Genomic DNA, 17391 nt, shown 5'->3' with positions numbered 1-17391 from the left:
AGAGTTTGTTGTTCGTTCTAGCGCTTTCGCGAGCAGGCTCGCTCCCACATTTGGAATGCATTTCAACTGTGGGAGCGAGCCTGCTCGCGAAGGAAGCACCGCAGTTTATCTGTTGGAATCCATAACCTGCATCCGCGCGATATAAGCCTTTATCCCCCGCTCGGCGCTCTCGTGACTGTCGAAAGGCCCTTCCAGGGTGTTTTCCCGAGTGCTGAAAAACAGTTCGCCATTCACCCGGCATACGCGGTCGCTGCGAAACTGTGTGGCGGGGGCAGGGTCTTGGGCGCGCATGCCTAACATGACGGGTCTCCTGACGTGCATTGATTGCGAGTGGATCCAATGAGCTTATGCCTGAAGCACTTACCTTGCCTGCCCAGCCGATCAACGGCGCCTCGTCAATTTAATGCTGCGACCTGCACAGTTTCATTCGCGGCGTGTCTCCAACTGTCCCTGTGTCGCGTTCGGCACTGCGCCTAGAATGACGGCTCTTGTCAGCAGCCGTCGGAGTTCGCATGCACATTTCATCGGGGCGCTGGGTATATGGCTTGTGCCTGGCGCTGCTGACCGCATTTTTGTGGGGCATCCTGCCGATCAAACTCAAACAGGTACTGCTGGTGATGGACCCGGTCACCGTGACGTGGTTTCGCTTGCTGGTGTCCGGCGGTTGCCTGTTCATCTATCTGGCTTCGACCAGACGCCTGCCGAGTCGTAAAGTGCTCGGCCCCAAGGGCGGCTGGCTGGTGCTGATGGCGGTGCTCGGGCTGGTCGGCAACTACGTTTTGTACCTGATGGGCCTCAATCTGCTCAGCCCCGGCACCGCGCAACTGGTGGTGCAGATGGGGCCGATCATGTTGCTGATCGCCAGTCTGTTCGTGTTCAAGGAGCGATTCAGTATCGGTCAGGGCGTCGGTCTGGCAGTGTTGCTGATCGGTTTTGTGTTGTTCTTCAATCAGCGTCTCGCGGAGTTGCTGACTTCGCTGTCGGATTACACCGCCGGGGTGTTGCTGGTGTTATTGGCGTCGACGGTCTGGACCTTCTATGCGCTGGGCCAGAAGCAATTGCTGACGGTGTGGAATTCGCTGCAGGTGATGATGGTGATCTACCTGTTCTGCGCGTTGTTGCTGACGCCGTGGGTGCATCCGCTCGAAGCGCTGCAATTGAGTCCGCTGCAAGGCTGGCTGCTGCTGGCATGCTGCATGAATACGCTGATCGCTTATGGCGCGTTTGCCGAAGCGCTGGCGCATTGGGAGGCATCGCGGGTCAGTGCGACGTTGGCGATAACGCCGTTGGTGACGTTCGGTGCAGTGGCGATTGCGGCGTGGATATGGCCGGACTATGTGCATGCCGAGCAGATCAACGGCCTGGGTTATGGCGGGGCGGTACTGGTGGTGTTGGGCTCGGCGCTGGTGGCGTTGGGGCCTTCGTTGATCGCCGGGCTGAAGGCGCGGCGGCTGCGCATGGCTTGAAGATCAAAGGATCGCAGCGTGCCGCAGCTCCTACATTTGGAATGCGTTTCCCTGTAGGAGCTGCGGCACGCTGCGATCTTTTTGCTGTTAGCCCTTGGCCCCGGCCTCGATCATGTTCTCCGGACGCACCCACGCATCGAATTGTTCATCGGTCAGATAACCCAACTCAAGCGCCGCCTCACGCAAAGTCTTTCCTTCGCTGTAAGCCTTCTTGGCGATTTCCGCCGACTTGTCGTAACCGATGTGCGGATTCAACGCCGTCACCAGCATCAGCCCACGTTCCAGATGTTTGGCCATGACGTCGGCATCCGGTTCGAGCCCGGCAATGCAGTGCTGCTGGAAGTTGCTGCAACCATCGCCGAGCAGGCGGATCGATTGCAGCAGATTGTGGATGATCACCGGTTTGAACACGTTCAACTGCAAGTGGCCCTGGCTCGCGGCAATGCCGATCGTCACGTCGTTGCCCAGCACCTGGCAGGCGAGCATCGATAGCGCTTCGCACTGGGTCGGGTTGACCTTGCCGGGCATGATCGAACTGCCCGGTTCGTTGGCCGGCAGCCGCACTTCAGCAAAGCCTGCGCGTGGACCGGAACCGAGCAGACGCAGATCATTGGCGATTTTCATCAGTGCCACGGCGAGGGTTTTCAAGGCGCCGGACAGGCTGGTCAGCGGCTCGTGCCCGGCCAGCGCCGCGAACTTGTTCGGTGCGGTGACGAAGGGCAAACCGGACAATGCCGCCAGTTCTGCGGCAATGGCCTCGCCAAAACCGTGCGGCGAGTTCAGTCCGGTGCCGACGGCGGTGCCGCCCTGTGCCAGTTCACAGACTGCCGGCAGTGCCGCGCGGATCGCTCGTTCGGCGTAATCCAGTTGCGCGATGAAGCCGGACAGTTCCTGGCCGAAGGTGATTGGCGTCGCATCCATCATGTGCGTGCGGCCGGTTTTCACCAGCTTCATGTGCCGCGCAGCGAGTTCGGCCAAGCCGCCGGACAGCTCGGCGATCGCTGGCAACAGTTGTTCCTGTACAGCTTTCGCTGTGGCGATGCTCATGGCGGTGGGGAAGCAGTCGTTGGAGCTTTGCGAGCGGTTGACGTGGTCGTTCGGGTGTACCGGGATTTTGCCGCCGCGCGGGTTGCCGGCCAGTTCATTGGCGCGACCGGCGATCACTTCGTTGACGTTCATGTTGCTCTGGGTGCCGCTGCCGGTCTGCCAGACCACCAGCGGAAACTGATCGTCGTGCTGGCCGTCGAGCACTTCGTCGGCGGCTTGTTCGATCAGGCGCGCGATGTCGGCGGGCAGGTCGCCATTACGGTCGTTGACCCGGGCGGCGGCTTTCTTGATCAGGGCCAGAGCGTGCAGCACCGGCAGTGGCATGCGCTCCTGGCCAATGGCGAAGTTGATCAGCGAGCGTTGCGTCTGAGCACCCCAGTAGGCGTCGTCCGGGACTTCGATCTGGCCCAGGCTGTCGGTTTCGATACGGCTCATCGTGCACACTCCTGTTGGTCTGTTTGCGCTGATTAGGCCGGCGTCGGCCCAGGTGGTTCCATCAATCCGATTGTTGACCGGTAAAACCCCGCCAATCAAGCGCGGCAAGGCGCGGGGGTTGAGCCATAGCGTTTTTTAGGCGCAGAATGGTCGCCCTTGGGGTTTTACCTCGTTAGCTAGAAAAGGAAACTCGATGACTCGTCTTCGTGCCATCTGTACCGCGGTTGCACTGGTTTGCGCCAGCGGCCAGGTGCTTGCCGATACCGCCAGCCACAACGCCAGTGCCGAAGCTTTCCTGACCCTGGCGCACGCTGACAAACTGGGCACTCCGGTGTACATGCAAGTGCAGCAAATGTTCGCCCAGCGTTTTGAACAGACCAAGGCCCCGGAATCCAAGAAAGCCACGCTGGAAACCTACCAGGCCAAAGCCAACGCTGCCCTGGATCAGGCCATTGGCTGGAACAAGCTGAAGCCCGACATGGTCAAGCTCTACACCAGCAACTTCAGCGAATCCGAGCTCAAAGACCTGGTCGCTTTCTACAAGTCGCCACTGGGCAAGAAAGTCCTGGAAAAAATGCCGCAGCTGACCCAGCAATCGGCCCAGATGACCCAGGCCAAGCTGGAAAGCGCCGTTCCTGTCGTTAACAAGTTGCTCGAAGACATGACCAACGAGCTGGCACCGAAAGGCGCTGCTCCGGCCAAGAAAAAGCCATAAGCGGAGTTCGTGATGACCATGCAACAACGCATCGAATCGACGCTGGCCCTGCTTCAGCCTGAGCATCTGCAAGTGCTGGATGAAAGCCACATGCACAGTCGCGGGTTGCAGACCCACTACAAGGCTGTGGTGGTCAGCGCGCAGTTCGACGGCCTGAACCGGGTCAAGCGCCACCAGAAAGTCTATGGCACGCTCGGCGAGCTGATGGGCGAGTTCCATGCGTTGGCGCTGCACACCTACACCCCGCAGGAATGGGCAGAGATCGGCGCCGCCCCGGCGTCGCCGACCTGTGCCGGCGGTAGCAAACATTAAGATCAAAAGATCGCAGCCTGCGGCAGCTCCTACAGGTGGCTGCCGCAGAGGGTGATGTTTTTGCTAGAATCCGCAACGCGCCGCTCACCCGGCGCGTTTTTTTTCGTATCCGGTTCACCCTTTGCGAGGGTAGCCACCTGGAGAAATACCCATGACACAACCGATTGTCGTGGCGGCACTGTATAAGTTCGTCACCCTCGAAGATTACGTCAACCTGCGCGAGCCACTGCTGCAAGCGATGGTCGACAATGCCATCAAAGGCACCCTGCTGATCGCCGAAGAAGGCATCAACGGCACGGTTTCCGGCACGCGTGAAGGCATCGACGGCCTGCTCGCCTGGCTCAAGAACGACCCGCGCATGATCGACATCGATCACAAGGAATCGTATTGCGACGAGCAGCCGTTCTACCGCACCAAGGTCAAGCTCAAGAAAGAGATCGTCACCCTCGGTGTCGAAGGCGTCGACCCGAACAAGAAGGTCGGCACCTACGTTGATCCGCAAGACTGGAACGCGTTGATCAGCGACCCTGAAGTGCTGTTGATCGATACCCGCAACGATTACGAAGTGTCGATCGGCACCTTCGAAGGCGCCATCGATCCGAAAACCACCAGTTTTCGCGAATTCCCCGACTACATCAAAGAACACTTCGATCCGGCCGTGCACAAGAAGGTCGCGATGTTCTGCACGGGCGGCATTCGCTGCGAGAAGGCCTCGAGCTACATGCTGGGCGAGGGTTTCGAAGAGGTTTATCACCTCAAGGGCGGCATTCTGAAGTACCTCGAAGAGGTGCCGCAGGAAGAAACCAAGTGGCAGGGCGACTGCTTTGTGTTCGACAACCGTGTGACCGTGCGACACGACCTCAGCGAAGGCGACTACGATCAATGTCATGCCTGCCGCACACCGGTCAGCGTTGAGGATCGTGCCTCCGAGCATTACGTGGCCGGCGTCAGTTGCCCGCACTGCTGGGACACCCTGAGCGAGAAAACCCGCCGCAGCGCCATCGATCGGCAGAAGCAGATTGAACTGGCCAAGGCCCGCAACCAGCCGCACCCGATCGGCTACAACTATAAGCAAGCATCCACCGAGGCTTAACCATGTCTGCGCGCCTGCTCTATGTAATGGACCCGATGTGTTCCTGGTGCTGGGGGTTCGCTCCGGTGGCCAAGGCACTGGTCGAACAGGCGCAGGCAGCCGGGGTCGAGTTGCATCTTGTCGTTGGCGGATTGCGCACGGGCAGCGGTGCGGCGCTGGAGCCGACCACCCGACGCTACATTCTTGAACACTGGCAGGCCGTCACCGAGGCCACCGGCCAGCCGTTCAAGTTCGACGGCGCGCTGCCCGATGGTTTTGTCTACGACACCGAGCCTGCTTGCCGGGCGATTGTCACGGCACGTAGCCTGGCGCCGGATTGCGCGTGGACACTGGTCGGACTGATCCAGCAGGCGTTTTACGCTGAAGGTCGCGATGTCACCCAGGCCAGCGTGCTGGTCGAACTGGCAGAGCAGGCCGGTGTGCCGCGTATCGAATTTGCTGCGTTGTTCGATCATGCCGATCAACACAAAGCGACTCAGGCTGATTTCAGTTGGGTGCAGGATCTGGGCATCGCCGGTTTCCCGACCTTGCTCGCCGAACGCAACGGCCAACTGGCGTTGCTGACCAACGGTTATCAACCGCTCAGCGAATTGTCGCCACTGCTCGGTCGTTGGCTGGAGCGCGCAGCCTGTGCCTGACCGAGCCGATGACACGCCAGCCGTAAAGCGTGTCGACCGGCTGAGCTGGGCAGAAGTCCGGCGACTGGCACTCCATCACAAAAAATCCCTGTGGATCGCCAACGGCGTGGCTGTGCTGGCGACGCTGTGCAGCGTGCCGATTCCGTTGCTGCTGCCATTGCTGGTGGACGAAGTCCTGCTCGGTCACGGCGACGCCGCGCTGAAAATCATGAACCATGTACTGCCGAGCATGTGGCAGCAAGCAGCGGGTTATATCGGCTTGATGCTGGTGCTCACCCTGACTCTGCGTTGCAGCGCGTTGTGCTTTGGTGTGTTGCAGTCGCGCCTGTTCGCCCGCCTGGCCAAGGACATCGTCTATCGCATTCGCGTGCGCCTGATCGAACGGCTCAAACGCATTTCCCTCGGCGAATACGAGAGTCTCGGCAGCGGCACGGTGACCACGCACCTGGTTACCGATCTGGACACCCTCGACAAGTTTGTCGGCGAAACCCTAAGCCGTTTTCTGGTGGCGATGCTGACGCTGGTCGGCACTGCGAGCATCCTGATGTGGATGCACTGGAAACTGGCGTTGCTGATTTTGCTGTTCAATCCGCTGGTGATCTACGCCACGGTGCAGTTGGGCAAACGGGTCAAACACCTCAAGAAACTGGAGAACGACAGTACGGCGCGCTTCACTCAGGCGCTGAGCGAAACCCTCGATTCGATTCAGGAAGTGCGCGCGGGCAACCGTCAGGGTTACTTCCTTGGCCGGCTCGGCCTGCGAGCGCAAGAGGTGCGTAACTACGCGGTCAACTCGCAGTGGAAAACCGATGCCTCCAACCGCGCCAGCGGGCTGCTGTTCCAGTTCGGCATCGACATTTTCCGCGCAGCGGCGATGCTCACCGTGTTGTTCTCCGACCTGTCGATCGGTCAGATGCTCGCGGTATTCAGTTACCTGTGGTTCATGATCGGCCCCGTGGAGCAACTGCTGAATCTGCAATACGCCTACTACGCGGCCGGCGGCGCGCTGGCACGGATCAATGAATTGCTGGCCCGGGCTGATGAGCCGCAATATCCGGGTGGTGTTGATCCGTTCAAGGGCCGCGACACCGTGGGCATTCAGGTGCAAGGCCTGAGCTTCGGTTACGGCGATGAACTGGTACTGGATCAGTTGAACCTGTCCATCGCCCCGGGGGAGAAAGTGGCGATTGTCGGCGCCAGCGGCGGCGGCAAAAGTACCCTGGTGCAATTGCTGCTTGGGTTGTACACGCCGCTGGCGGGCACCATCCGTTTCGGCGGTTCGACCCAGCAGGAAATCGGGCTGGAGACCGTTCGGGAAAACGTCGCGGTGGTATTGCAACACCCTGCGCTGTTCAACGATACCGTGCGCGCCAACCTGACCATGGGCCGCACGCGCAGTGACGAAGCCTGCTGGCAGGCACTGGAAATCGCTCAGCTCGAACCCACCATCCGCGCCTTGCCGGATGGCCTGGACAGCATCGTCGGGCGTTCCGGCGTGCGCTTGTCTGGCGGTCAGCGCCAGCGTCTGGCGATTGCACGGATGATCCTCGCCGAGCCGAAAGTGGTAATCCTCGACGAAGCCACCTCAGCCCTTGATGCCGCCACCGAATACAACCTGCATCAGGCCATGGCGCGGTTCCTCAATGGTCGCACCACGCTGATCATCGCCCACCGCTTGTCGGCGGTGAAGCAAGCGGATCGGGTCTTGGTGTTCGACGGCGGGCAAGTGGCCGAAGACGGCGATCATCAGCAGTTGATTGCCGACGGCGGGCTGTACGCGAAACTCTACGGTCACTTGCAACAAATCCAGCGCCCTTGAGTTTTGTCCGCGTTTCTGTGCTTAGTGCTTGAATTGCTTCGAATAAAAACACCCGGATTACCTCCCCGTACAGCCAGGTTGCATGATCGGCATAGAGGACGGCACAGCTGTCCCTTGGACATGTCGAAAATTAGCCTAGGCTGAGCTGTCAGGAGCGGTATTTTCCGGTGCTCATCTGGCAGTGCTTGCGCAAGGGATCTCATGAAGCAAAAGCGGACTCTCGGAACGCCACGGTTGTTGGGCATCGTCTGGCCATTTATTGCCGTCGTGTTGTTTCAGGCGTTGTTGGGCGGGGTGAGTCTTTACGTGCTCTCGGCCGTTCGCGGTTACGTGGCGGGGGAAAGTCTCTGGTCCAAGGGCCAGAAAGACGCCATTTACTACCTCAATCTGTACGCCGACAGTCGTGACGAGGCGATTTTTCTCAAATACCAAAGTGCGATTGCCGTGCCCCAGGGCGGTCATCAGTTGCGCGTGGCGCTGGACCGTCAGCCGCCGGACCTGCAATCGGCGCGTGACGGCATTCTCAAGGGCGGCAACCATCCTGACGACGTCTCCAGCGTGATCTGGCTGTACCTCAACTTCCGTCACTTCAGTTACCTGGAAACCGCTATTGATCGCTGGACGGTCGGTGATGCTTATCTGATCGAACTTCATGACGTGGCGCGCGAGATGCATCAACGTATCGTCGACAATGCTGCTACCGAGGCTGATATCCAGCGCTGGAAGGCGCGGATCTTTGCGATCAACGATGGCGTGACCCCGGCCGCGAAAGCGTTCAGCGATGCCCTGGGCGAAGGCTCGCGGATGATCCTGCGGCTGCTGCTGTTCACCAACCTTGCCACGGCGCTTGGGCTGATCGTGCTGGCCTTGTGGCGTACCCACAAATTGCTCAAGCAGCGCCATGCCTTTGCCGAGGCGTTGCAGATGGAAAAAGATCGTGCACATGTGACGTTGCAATCAATTGGTGATGGTGTCATCACCACCGACGTGACCGGCGCCATTGACTACATGAACCCCGCCGCTGAAGCCATGACTCACTGGAAGGCCGAGCAGGCCGCCGGTTTGCCCTTGGCGGCGCTGTTCAATTTGCTCGACGACAACGCCCAGGCCGAAGGCCTGACCCTGATCGAGCACATTCTCAGCGGCCAGCTCAGCGGCGGCAGCGAGCACTCCAAGCTGATTCAGCGCCTGGATGGCAGCACGCTTTCGGTGACGCTGGTCGGAGCGCCGATCCGCAATGCCGGCAAGGTCAGTGGCACGGTGCTGGTGCTGCACGACATGACCCAGGAGCGGCAATACATCGCCAACCTTTCCTGGCAGGCCACCCATGATGCGTTGACCGGATTGGCGAATCGTCGTGAGTTTGAATATCGCCTTGAGCAGGCGCTGCACAACCTCACGCGCCAGTCCGGGCGGCATGCGCTGATGTTCCTGGATCTGGATCAGTTCAAACTGGTCAACGATACCTGCGGCCATGCTGCGGGCGATGAGCTGTTGCGGCACATCTGCACCTTGCTGCAATCGGGGCTGCGCGAAGGCGATACGCTGGCGCGGCTTGGCGGTGACGAATTTGGCATTCTGCTGGAAAACTGCGCGCCGGAAGCGGCGGAGAAGATCGCCGAGGCACTGCGCCAGACCGTGCAGAACCTGCACTTTGTCTGGAAAGGGCGGCCATTCCTGACCACGGTGAGTATAGGTCTGGTGCATGTTGCACAAAACCCGACGACGCTTGAAGCCTCGCTGCGTGCTGCCGATATGGCCTGCTACATGGCCAAGGAAAAAGGCCGCAACAGGGTCCAGGTTTACCACCCTGACGACTCCGAACTCTCGCTGCGCTTTGGTGAAATGGCCTGGGTGCAACGTTTGCATATGGCGCTGGAAGAGAATCGCTTCTGCCTTTATGCCCAGGAAATCGCGCCGTTGAAACAGGGTGGCGGCGACAGAGGACACATTGAAATCCTGCTGCGTCTGCACGATGAAGCCGGTCGGATGATTCTGCCGAACAGTTTTATTCCTGCCGCCGAACGCTATGGCTTGATGAGTCAACTGGATCGTTGGGTAGTGCAAAACGTATTCAAGGTTATTGCTCAATGTATTGCGCAAGAACATGAAGGGCCATTAGCGATGTGTGCGATTAATCTGTCAGGCATTACTATAGGAGATGACGCGTTTTTGCACTTTCTGCGCGAACAGTTTGTTAACTATTCGATACCGCCTGAAATGATTTGTTTTGAAATTACTGAAACCAGTGCAATTTCAAACTTGGGCAGTGCAATTAGATTTATTAATGAACTCAAAGGCTTAGGTTGTTATTTTTCGTTAGATGACTTTTGTGCCGGAATGTCTTCATTCGCTTATCTGAAACATTTGCCTGTAGACTTCCTGAAGATCGACGGGAGTTTCGTAAAGGATATGCTGGACGATCCGATTAACCGCGCAATGGTCGAAGTGATCAATCACATCGGGCATGTCATGGGTAAGCAGACAATTGCCGAGTTTGTTGAAACAACCCAGATCGAGCAGGCACTGCTTGAAATTGGTGTGGATTACGCTCAGGGTTACGTTATCGAACGCCCGCAATTGTTTACCTGCGACAGTTTGCAAAGTCGGCCCGCCAGGCCGCAGCCGCTGTTATTCAAAGCGCCTGGCACGTTCCGTTGAAGTCTCTCGCCGATCCTTACAATCACAAATCAAAAGGAGCCGAACAGTGATCGACACATTCAACCGAACCGGACCACTCATGGAAGCTGCAAGTTATCCTGTCTGGGCACAACAGCTCATTGAGGATTGCAGCGAGAGCAAGCGCCGGGTTGTCGAACATGAACTTTACCTGCGCATGCGTGATAACAAACTCAGCGCCAAAACCATGCGCCAGTACCTGATCGGGGGCTGGCCGGTAGTTGAGCAGTTCGCGTTGTACATGGCGCAGAACCTGACCAAAACCAAATTCGCCCGTCACCCCGGTGAAGACATGGCGCGGCGTTGGCTGATGCGCAACATTCGCGTTGAACTCAATCACGCTGACTACTGGGTGCACTGGAGTCGCGCACACGGTGTGAGTCTGGAAGATCTCCAGGCCCAGCACGTACCGCCTGAGTTGCATGCCTTGAGTCATTGGTGCTGGCACACCAGCTCCGCCGACTCACTGATTGTGGCCATTGCCGCCACCAACTATGCCATCGAGGGTGCGACCGGGGAGTGGTCGGCGGTCGTCTGTTCTACCGGGGTGTACGCCGCAGCGTTCCCCGAAGAAGACCGCAAGCGTGCGATGAAATGGCTGAAAATGCATGCCCAGTATGACGATGCTCATCCGTGGGAAGCGCTGGAAATCATCTGCACCCTGGCGGGCATGAACCCGAGCAAGGTCTTGCAGGCCGAGTTGCGCCAAGCGATCTGCAAGAGCTACGACTACATGTACCTGTTCCTGGAGCGGTGCATGCAGCTTGAGACTTCCGAGCGTTTGCTGGTAACCCGTGAGCGCAGGACTGTGGTCGAGAGCTGAACCTGACAACACTGCGCAAAAAAATGTGGGAGCGAGCCTGCTCCCACATTGATTTTTGAAACTCAGCCCGCCATCGCCAATCGATTCCGCCCCTCGCGCTTGGCCACGTAAAGCGCGCTGTCAGCGCGGCGCAACAGGCTTTCTGCCGACTCACCCGGCAGCAGGGTCGAGCAGCCCAGGCTGACCGTCAGCTCTATCAACTTTCCATCGGCGTAATACTCCGCCGCCTGCGCCGCATAACGCAGACGCTCGCCAACCATCGCCGCCGCTTCCCGGCTGGTATTGGACAGCAGGATCAGAAACTCTTCCCCGCCATAGCGAAACACCATGTCGACGTTGCGCAACTGACCCTTGATCGACGCGGCCACGGCTTTAAGCACGTCATCGCCAGTGCTGTGACCATGACTGTCGTTGACCCGTTTGAAGTGGTCGATGTCCAGCATCAACACCGACAACGGCTGCAGGTGTCGGCGGGACATCTCGATCTCGCGTTGCAGTGTCTGCTCCATCGCGATGCGGTTGCCGGCGCCGGTCAGTGGATCGCGCAGGGCGCTTTGGGTGGCGGCGCGGTACAGCAGAGCGTTGCGCATCGGATACAGCAGTGACGACAGCAGCGATTCTAGATTGCCCTGTTCCTGCTCGTTGAAACGTTGGTTGCGGCGAAACATCAGTTCGCCCATATGCTCACCTTCGTGGCTCAAGGTGTAGCTGACCGAATGATGGCCGCGAGCGCCGAACTCCAGGCGCAGGTCACTGCCTTGGTGCACGTAACTCAAGGCATCCAGCGGCACGAGACGCTGAACTTCACGGAAAAACAGACCGAGGATGCGTTGTGGTTCAAGACTGGTTTGCAGTTGCAGGCTCAGTTGCTGGCGCAATTGCGCGAGACTGGCGGGCCGCTCCAGAAGAGGCGGCTGCTGACCGAAACCCAGGCGTTGCAATTTGGCGCTGTCAAAGTCAATTGCATTGGTCTGGGAAGGTGATTTCATATGGCGTGAGCCCCTAAGCAGTAAGTCTGTCTTACAGGCTGGGTGAGAGCGGCTTTGGGCTGCGTGTCGTACTGATCCATCAGTCCCGTAGGACATTTGACGTAAGTCTAGTCTGCCTGATGACGATTAGTAAGCTATCGAACCAAGCCTTGCCCCATTGCCTTCACACGGCATGCTTTGAGGAAATTTAGAGCGAAAGTCGTGCCATTCGGTTCGTTTTTATTTAACCCGTTATGAATCAAAGGGTTGAACGTAAATGAGAGAGAGCGGTGCTGGATATTTGACTATATTGTGACGGCTAATTGCGTTAAATGACTGCCGCGACGGGAATCCGCCACGGCAACAAATGCGACGTATGGCATTACTGCGCGTTGAATGCCTGGCCGTTGATCCCGGTGCTGTCCGGACCCATCAGGTAGAGGTAGACCGGCATGATCTCCTTCGGCGTCGGGTTGTTCAGCGGGTTTTCCCCCGGATAAGCCTGCGCACGCATGCTGGTGCGAGTACCGCCCGGGTTGATGCTGTTGGAGCGTACCGGAGCAACGCCGTCGACTTCGTCGGCCAGGGTTTGCATCAGGCCTTCGGTGGCGAACTTCGACACACCGTAAGCGCCCCAGTAAGCGCGACCCTTGCGGCCGACGCTGCTGGAGGTGAACACCACCGAAGCATCCTGCGACAGCTTGAGCAGCGGCAACAACGTGCTGGTCAGCATGAACATCGCATTGACGTTGACCTGCATGACGCGCATGAAGTTTTCGCCCGACAGTTGCTCGATCGGCGTGCGCGGGCCAATGATCGAGGCGTTGTGCAGCAGGCCGTCGAGGTGGCCGAACTCGGTCTCGATCATCGCTGCCAGCTCATCGTACTGATGGGGCAGGGCGGTCTCGAGGTTGAAGGGAATCACTGCCGGTTGCGGATGGCCCGCAGCTTCGATCTCGTCGTAGACCTGTGTCAGATTGGCTTCGGTCTTGCCCAGCAGCAGGACTGTCGCGCCGTGAGCCGCGTAGGTTTTCGCGGCAGCCGCGCCGATACCGCGACCGGCACCGGTGACCAGAATGACCCGATCCTTGAGCAATTCGGGACGAGCGGAGTAATCAAACATAAACACCTCATCAACAGTCAGATCGTTCCCATGCGCAGCAAAGGAATGCAGCCAATGACGCTCTGCGTCAGGTCTCAGCAGCTGCAAAGCGCGCTATCAAGCACCTTGCGCAACTCCAGCGGATGATCCACCACCACATCCGCACCCCAATGCCGCGGGTTGTCGTCCGGGTGAATGTAGCCATAGGTCACTGCGGCCGTTTTGGTCCCGGCATCACGCCCCGACTCGATATCGCGCAGATCATCGCCCACAAACAGAACCGTCGACGGATCCAGATCAAGCATCTTGCACGCAAGGATCAGCGGCTCCGGGTCCGGTTTGCTGTTCTTCACGTGATCCGGGCAGATCAGCAGCGCCGAACGCTCGGCCAGCCCCAGCTGTTGCATGATCGGCTCGGCGAAGCGCAATGGCTTATTGGTGACCACGCCCCAGATCAGGTTGGCTTTTTCAATGTCGGCCAGCAGTTCTTCCATGCCGTCGAACAGCTTGCTGTGCACAGCGCAGCCTACGAGGTAGCGGCTGAGAAACTCCTGGCGCAGATCTTCGAAGCCCGGTGATTCCGGGTCCATCGAGAATGTCACCGCAACCATGGACATCGCACCGCCGGAAATCTCGTCGCGGATGTGCTTGTCGTTGATCGGCGGCAAACCACGATCCGCGCGCATCGCCTGGCAGATGGCGATGAAATCCGGCGCGGTGTCGAGCAGGGTGCCGTCCATGTCGAAAAGAACTGCTCTGATGGCCATCGGCTTACTCCTCGCGCAGGGTCTGGATCATGTAGTTGACGTCAACGTCGCTGGCCAGTTTGTAGTGCTTGGTCAGCGGGTTGTAGGTCAGGCCGATGATGTCCTTGACGGTCAGGCCGGCCATGCGACTCCAGGCGCCCAGCTCGGATGGACGAATAAATTTCTTGAAGTCGTGGGTGCCGCGCGGCAACAGCTTCATGATGTATTCGGCGCCGATGATGGCGAACAGGTAGGCCTTCGGGTTGCGGTTGATGGTCGAGAAGAACACTTGGCCGCCCGGCTTGACCATGCGGAAGCAGGCGCGGATGACCGAAGAAGGGTCCGGTACGTGCTCAAGCATTTCCAGGCAGGTCACCACGTCGAACTGCTCAGGCATCTCTTCGGCCAGGGCTTCGGCGGTGATCTGGCGGTACTCGACGCTGACGCCGGATTCCAACTGATGCAGTTGCGCAACTGCCAGTGGCGCTTCGCCCATGTCGATACCCATCACGGTGGCACCACGTTGCGCCATGGCTTCGCTCAAGATGCCGCCACCGCAGCCAACGTCGAGGACTTTCTTGCCGGCCAGATTGACCCGTTCGTCAATCCAGTTGACCCGCAGCGGGTTGATGTCGTGCAGCGGTTTGAATTCGCTTTCGCGATCCCACCAACGATGGGCCAGGGCTTCGAATTTGGCGATTTCAGCGTGGTCGACGTTGCTCATGTTCAATTCCTCGAAAAACTTGAAAAAGGCTGTAGCCCTGGCGTGTGTGCCGGGATGTTTACGATTCGGTGTGGCCGCTGATGCGCTGGCCCCAGGCTCGCGCAGTAGCGCCAAGCTGTTCTTCATCCATGCGGGTCAGGCGCCGTTCGTCAAGCAATTGTTTGCCGGCGACCCACAGGTGTTTCACGCAATCGCGACCGGTGGCGTATATAAGCTGTGAAACCGGGTCGTACACCGGTTGCTGCGCCAGGCCAGACAGGTCGAAGGCGACAATGTCCGCGGCTTTGCCGATTTCCAGCGAGCCCGTTTCGCTTTCGATCCCCAAGGCGCGTGCGCCGTTCAGTGTGGCCATGCGCAGGGCGCGATGGGCATCGAGCGCGGTAGCCGAGCCGGCGACGGCTTTGGCCAGCAAGGCAGCGGTGCGGGTCTCGCCGAGCAGATCCAGATCATTGTTGCTGGCCGCGCCATCAGTGCCGACCGCAACGTTGACCCCGGCTTGCCACAGACGCTCGACGGGACAGAAGCCGCTGGCGAGTTTCAGGTTCGATTCCGGGCAATGGATGATGTTGGTGTTGCTTTCTACCAGCAACGCCAGGTCTTCATCGCTGATCTGGGTCATGTGCACGGCCTGGAAGCGCGGGCCGAGCAGGCCCAGACGGCCGAGGCGGGCGAGTGGCCGTTCGCTGTGCTGTTCAACCGCTTGCTGCACTTCGAAGGCGGTTTCGTGGACGTGCATGTGGATCGACGCGTCCAGCTCCTCGGCAATCACGCGGATTTTCTCAAGGTTCTCGTCGCCGACGGTGTAGGGTGCATGAGGGCCGAAGGTGATCTTGATCCGTTCGTGATGCTTCAGATCGCCGAACAACTCGACGCCCTGACGAATGGCCTCATCCGCGTTGCTGGCGCCAGGAATCGGGAAGTCGAGGATCGGAATGGCGATCTGTGCGCGGATGCCGCTGTTGTGCACGCGCTCGCTGGCAACTTTCGGGAAGAAGTACATGTCCGAAAAGCAGGTGATGCCGCCCTTGATCTGCTCGGCGATTGCGAGGTCGGTGCCATCACGGACGAAGTCTTCATCGACCCATTTGGCTTCGGCCGGCCAAATGTGGTTTTCCAGCCAGGTCATCAGCGGCAGATCATCGGCCAGGCCGCGGAACAACGTCATTGCGGCGTGGCCATGGGCGTTGATCAGACCGGGGCTGAGCAGAACATCCGGCAATTCGCGCACTTGCGTGGCATTACACTTCAACGCTTCGGCGCGTGGGCCGATAAACACGATGCGACCGTCGCGGATGCCCAGGCCATGCTCCTTGAGCACAACGCCTGCGGGTTCGACGGGTACCAGCCAGGTCGGCAGCAATAATAAGTCGAGCGCAATGGCAGGTTTCGGCATCGAGGGTCGGTTCCAGTGCTTTTGTAAAGGATGGCGAAGTATACCCGAGCGTCTTCGCGGGGGGATCGCTATAATCGGCGGCTTTTGTTCATGAGTGCGGGGTGAGGGATGCGCGATCGACTGTTGGCTGCGGAGAAAGTAAAGGCCATCGATTGGCGAGATGGCGCGCTCCACCTGCTGGATCAGCGTATTTTGCCGTTCGAGGAAACCTGGATCGCCTACACCAGCGCCGCCGGCGTGGCCGAGGCGATTCGCTCGATGGTGGTGCGTGGTGCGCCGGCCATCGGTATCAGCGCGGCTTATGGCATCGTGCTCGCGGCCCGCGCACGGATTGCCGAAGGTGGCGACTGGTATGCGGCGCTGGAAGAGGATTTCGCCCTGTTGGCCGATTCCCGTCCGACCGCAGTCAATCTGTTCTGGGCGCTGGGTCGCATGCACGATCGGCTGGATCGTCTGAAAGAAAATGCCGATCCTCTTGCGGCTCTGGAAGCCGAAGCTATCGCCATACATGAAAGTGACCGCGAAGCAAACCTGACGATGGCGCAGTTGGGTGTCGATCTGATCCGCAAGCATCAGGGCAACGCGCAGGCGATTCTCACCCACTGCAACACCGGTGCCCTTGCCACCGGCGGTTTCGGCACGGCGCTGGGGGTCATTCGAGCGGCTTTCCTTGAGGGGATGGTTGAACGCGTTTATGCCGACGAAACCCGGCCTTGGCTGCAAGGCTCGCGCCTGACCGCGTGGGAACTGGCCAACGAAGGCATTCCTGTGACCCTCAATGCTGACTCCGCCGCCGCGCACATCATGAAAACCAAAGGTGTGACCTGGGTGATCGTCGGCGCTGACCGCATTACCGCCAATGGTGATGTGGCCAACAAGATCGGCACCTATCAACTGGCGGTCAACGCCATGCACCACGGTGTGCGTTTCATGGTGGTGGCGCCGAGTTCGACCATCGACATGAATCTGGCCAGTGGTGATGACATTCCGATCGAAGAGCGTGACGGCGCCGAGCTGCTGGAAGTCGGTGGCAAGCGTGTCGGGGCGGACGTTGAAGCGTTCAACCCAGTGTTTGACGTGACGCCGGCAGACTTGATCGATGCGATTGTTACCGAGAAGGGCATCGTCGAGCGTCCGGACACCGCGAAAATGGCGCAGTTGATGTGCCGCAAGCGCCTGCATTAATTGTCACTGGCGCCTGAAAAGACGGCATCGCCAGCAGGCTGGCCCCCACAGGATTTGTGATCGACCCAAATCAATGTGCAAACCAAGCTGCTGGCAATGAGGCGCTATAAGTCAATAAACAAGCGTAAACCCAGCTCGAAATCTCTATTCAATAACTCTCTAAGCCTCTCTCGTCCCCCTTTCAGGCGATTACCGGTCAACTAACTATGCTCCATGCGCTTGTGGGGGATAGGTGCGTGGCGGCGA

General features: G+C 59.1%; 16 protein-coding genes. 9 read left to right on the top strand and 7 right to left on the bottom strand.

Translation table 11 applies throughout. The features are described 5' to 3' along the window. Positions 1-105: 105 nt before the first annotated feature. Positions 106-300, bottom strand: a complete 195-nt coding sequence (locus ACA074_RS19660) for a DUF6316 family protein (RefSeq protein ID WP_401270999.1) — start codon at positions 298-300, stop codon at positions 106-108. Positions 301-512: 212 nt separating this feature from the next. On the opposite strand from ACA074_RS19660, the gene ACA074_RS19655 reads away from it, so the two are divergent. Next, a complete protein-coding gene (locus ACA074_RS19655) occupies positions 513-1466 on the top strand; it encodes a DMT family transporter (protein ID WP_497677633.1) in 954 nt (317 codons plus the stop codon). Between the two features lie 87 nt (positions 1467-1553). Here the strand turns inward: ACA074_RS19655 and ACA074_RS19650 are convergent, their stop codons facing one another. Further along, positions 1554-2948 (bottom strand): class II fumarate hydratase, encoded by a 1395-nt coding sequence (locus ACA074_RS19650; RefSeq protein ID WP_489879034.1) that lies wholly within the window; start codon positions 2946-2948, stop codon positions 1554-1556. A gap of 193 nt (positions 2949-3141) precedes the next feature. Between ACA074_RS19650 and ACA074_RS19645 the strand changes: the two genes are divergently transcribed. The 7 genes from ACA074_RS19645 (at position 3142) to ACA074_RS19615 (ending at position 11027) form a co-directional block, all read left to right on the top strand. Then, entirely contained in the window at positions 3142-3663 is a 522-nt protein-coding gene (locus tag ACA074_RS19645) for a DUF2059 domain-containing protein (protein ID WP_095189242.1), read from the top strand. A 12-nt stretch (positions 3664-3675) separates the two neighbouring features. After that, a complete protein-coding gene (locus ACA074_RS19640; protein ID WP_064391455.1) occupies positions 3676-3975 on the top strand; it encodes a BolA family protein in 300 nt (99 codons plus the stop codon). 151 nt (positions 3976-4126) lie between these two features. Next, positions 4127-5068 carry an oxygen-dependent tRNA uridine(34) hydroxylase TrhO gene (trhO, locus tag ACA074_RS19635; protein ID WP_497677632.1) on the top strand — a complete coding sequence of 314 codons (942 nt, stop codon included), beginning with the start codon at positions 4127-4129 and terminating at the stop codon, positions 5066-5068. Between the two features lie 35 nt (positions 5069-5103). Then, positions 5104-5706: a DsbA family protein gene (locus ACA074_RS19630; protein ID WP_171061881.1), complete on the top strand. Its 603-nt coding sequence runs from the start codon at positions 5104-5106 to the stop codon at positions 5704-5706. Beyond that, positions 5699-7525 carry an ABC transporter ATP-binding protein gene (locus ACA074_RS19625; RefSeq protein ID WP_497677631.1) on the top strand — a complete coding sequence of 609 codons (1827 nt, stop codon included), beginning with the start codon at positions 5699-5701 and terminating at the stop codon, positions 7523-7525. Before ACA074_RS19630 ends, ACA074_RS19625 begins: the two co-directional genes overlap by 8 nt. A 201-nt stretch (positions 7526-7726) precedes the next feature. Continuing rightward, positions 7727-10186, top strand: coding sequence for an EAL domain-containing protein (locus ACA074_RS19620; RefSeq protein ID WP_401270992.1), 2460 nt, complete (start codon positions 7727-7729; stop codon positions 10184-10186). Between the two features lie 79 nt (positions 10187-10265). Continuing rightward, positions 10266-11027 (top strand): iron-containing redox enzyme family protein, encoded by a 762-nt coding sequence (locus ACA074_RS19615; protein ID WP_497677630.1) that lies wholly within the window; start codon positions 10266-10268, stop codon positions 11025-11027. 62 nt (positions 11028-11089) lie between these two features. Here the strand turns inward: ACA074_RS19615 and ACA074_RS19610 are convergent, their stop codons facing one another. The 5 genes from ACA074_RS19610 to ACA074_RS19590 form a co-directional block, all read right to left on the bottom strand. Next, positions 11090-12016 (bottom strand): GGDEF domain-containing protein, encoded by a 927-nt coding sequence (locus ACA074_RS19610; protein WP_489879036.1) that lies wholly within the window; start codon positions 12014-12016, stop codon positions 11090-11092. 361 nt (positions 12017-12377) lie between these two features. Further along, a complete protein-coding gene (locus ACA074_RS19605; protein ID WP_497677629.1) occupies positions 12378-13118 on the bottom strand; it encodes a YciK family oxidoreductase in 741 nt (246 codons plus the stop codon). A gap of 74 nt (positions 13119-13192) precedes the next feature. Then, positions 13193-13864 carry an N-acetylmuramic acid 6-phosphate phosphatase MupP gene (gene mupP, locus ACA074_RS19600; RefSeq protein ID WP_489879037.1) on the bottom strand — a complete coding sequence of 224 codons (672 nt, stop codon included), beginning with the start codon at positions 13862-13864 and terminating at the stop codon, positions 13193-13195. Between the two features lie 4 nt (positions 13865-13868). After that, positions 13869-14567, bottom strand: coding sequence for a bifunctional 2-polyprenyl-6-hydroxyphenol methylase/3-demethylubiquinol 3-O-methyltransferase UbiG (gene ubiG / locus ACA074_RS19595; protein ID WP_093435309.1), 699 nt, complete (start codon positions 14565-14567; stop codon positions 13869-13871). A 58-nt stretch (positions 14568-14625) separates the two neighbouring features. Beyond that, positions 14626-15960, bottom strand: a complete 1335-nt coding sequence (locus ACA074_RS19590) for a TRZ/ATZ family hydrolase (protein WP_497677628.1) — start codon at positions 15958-15960, stop codon at positions 14626-14628. Positions 15961-16068: 108 nt separating this feature from the next. Between ACA074_RS19590 and mtnA the strand changes: the two genes are divergently transcribed. After that, complete coding sequence (mtnA, locus tag ACA074_RS19585; protein ID WP_016986961.1) at positions 16069-17145, top strand: S-methyl-5-thioribose-1-phosphate isomerase; 1077 nt, start codon at positions 16069-16071, stop codon at positions 17143-17145. The last annotated feature ends 246 nt before the right edge of the window (positions 17146-17391 follow it).

The sequence above is a fragment of the Pseudomonas sp. LBUM1655 genome, from assembly GCF_059716085.1.
The sequence above is the reverse complement of the archived record's forward strand: the minus strand, read 5'-3'. Positions and strand labels throughout refer to the sequence as shown.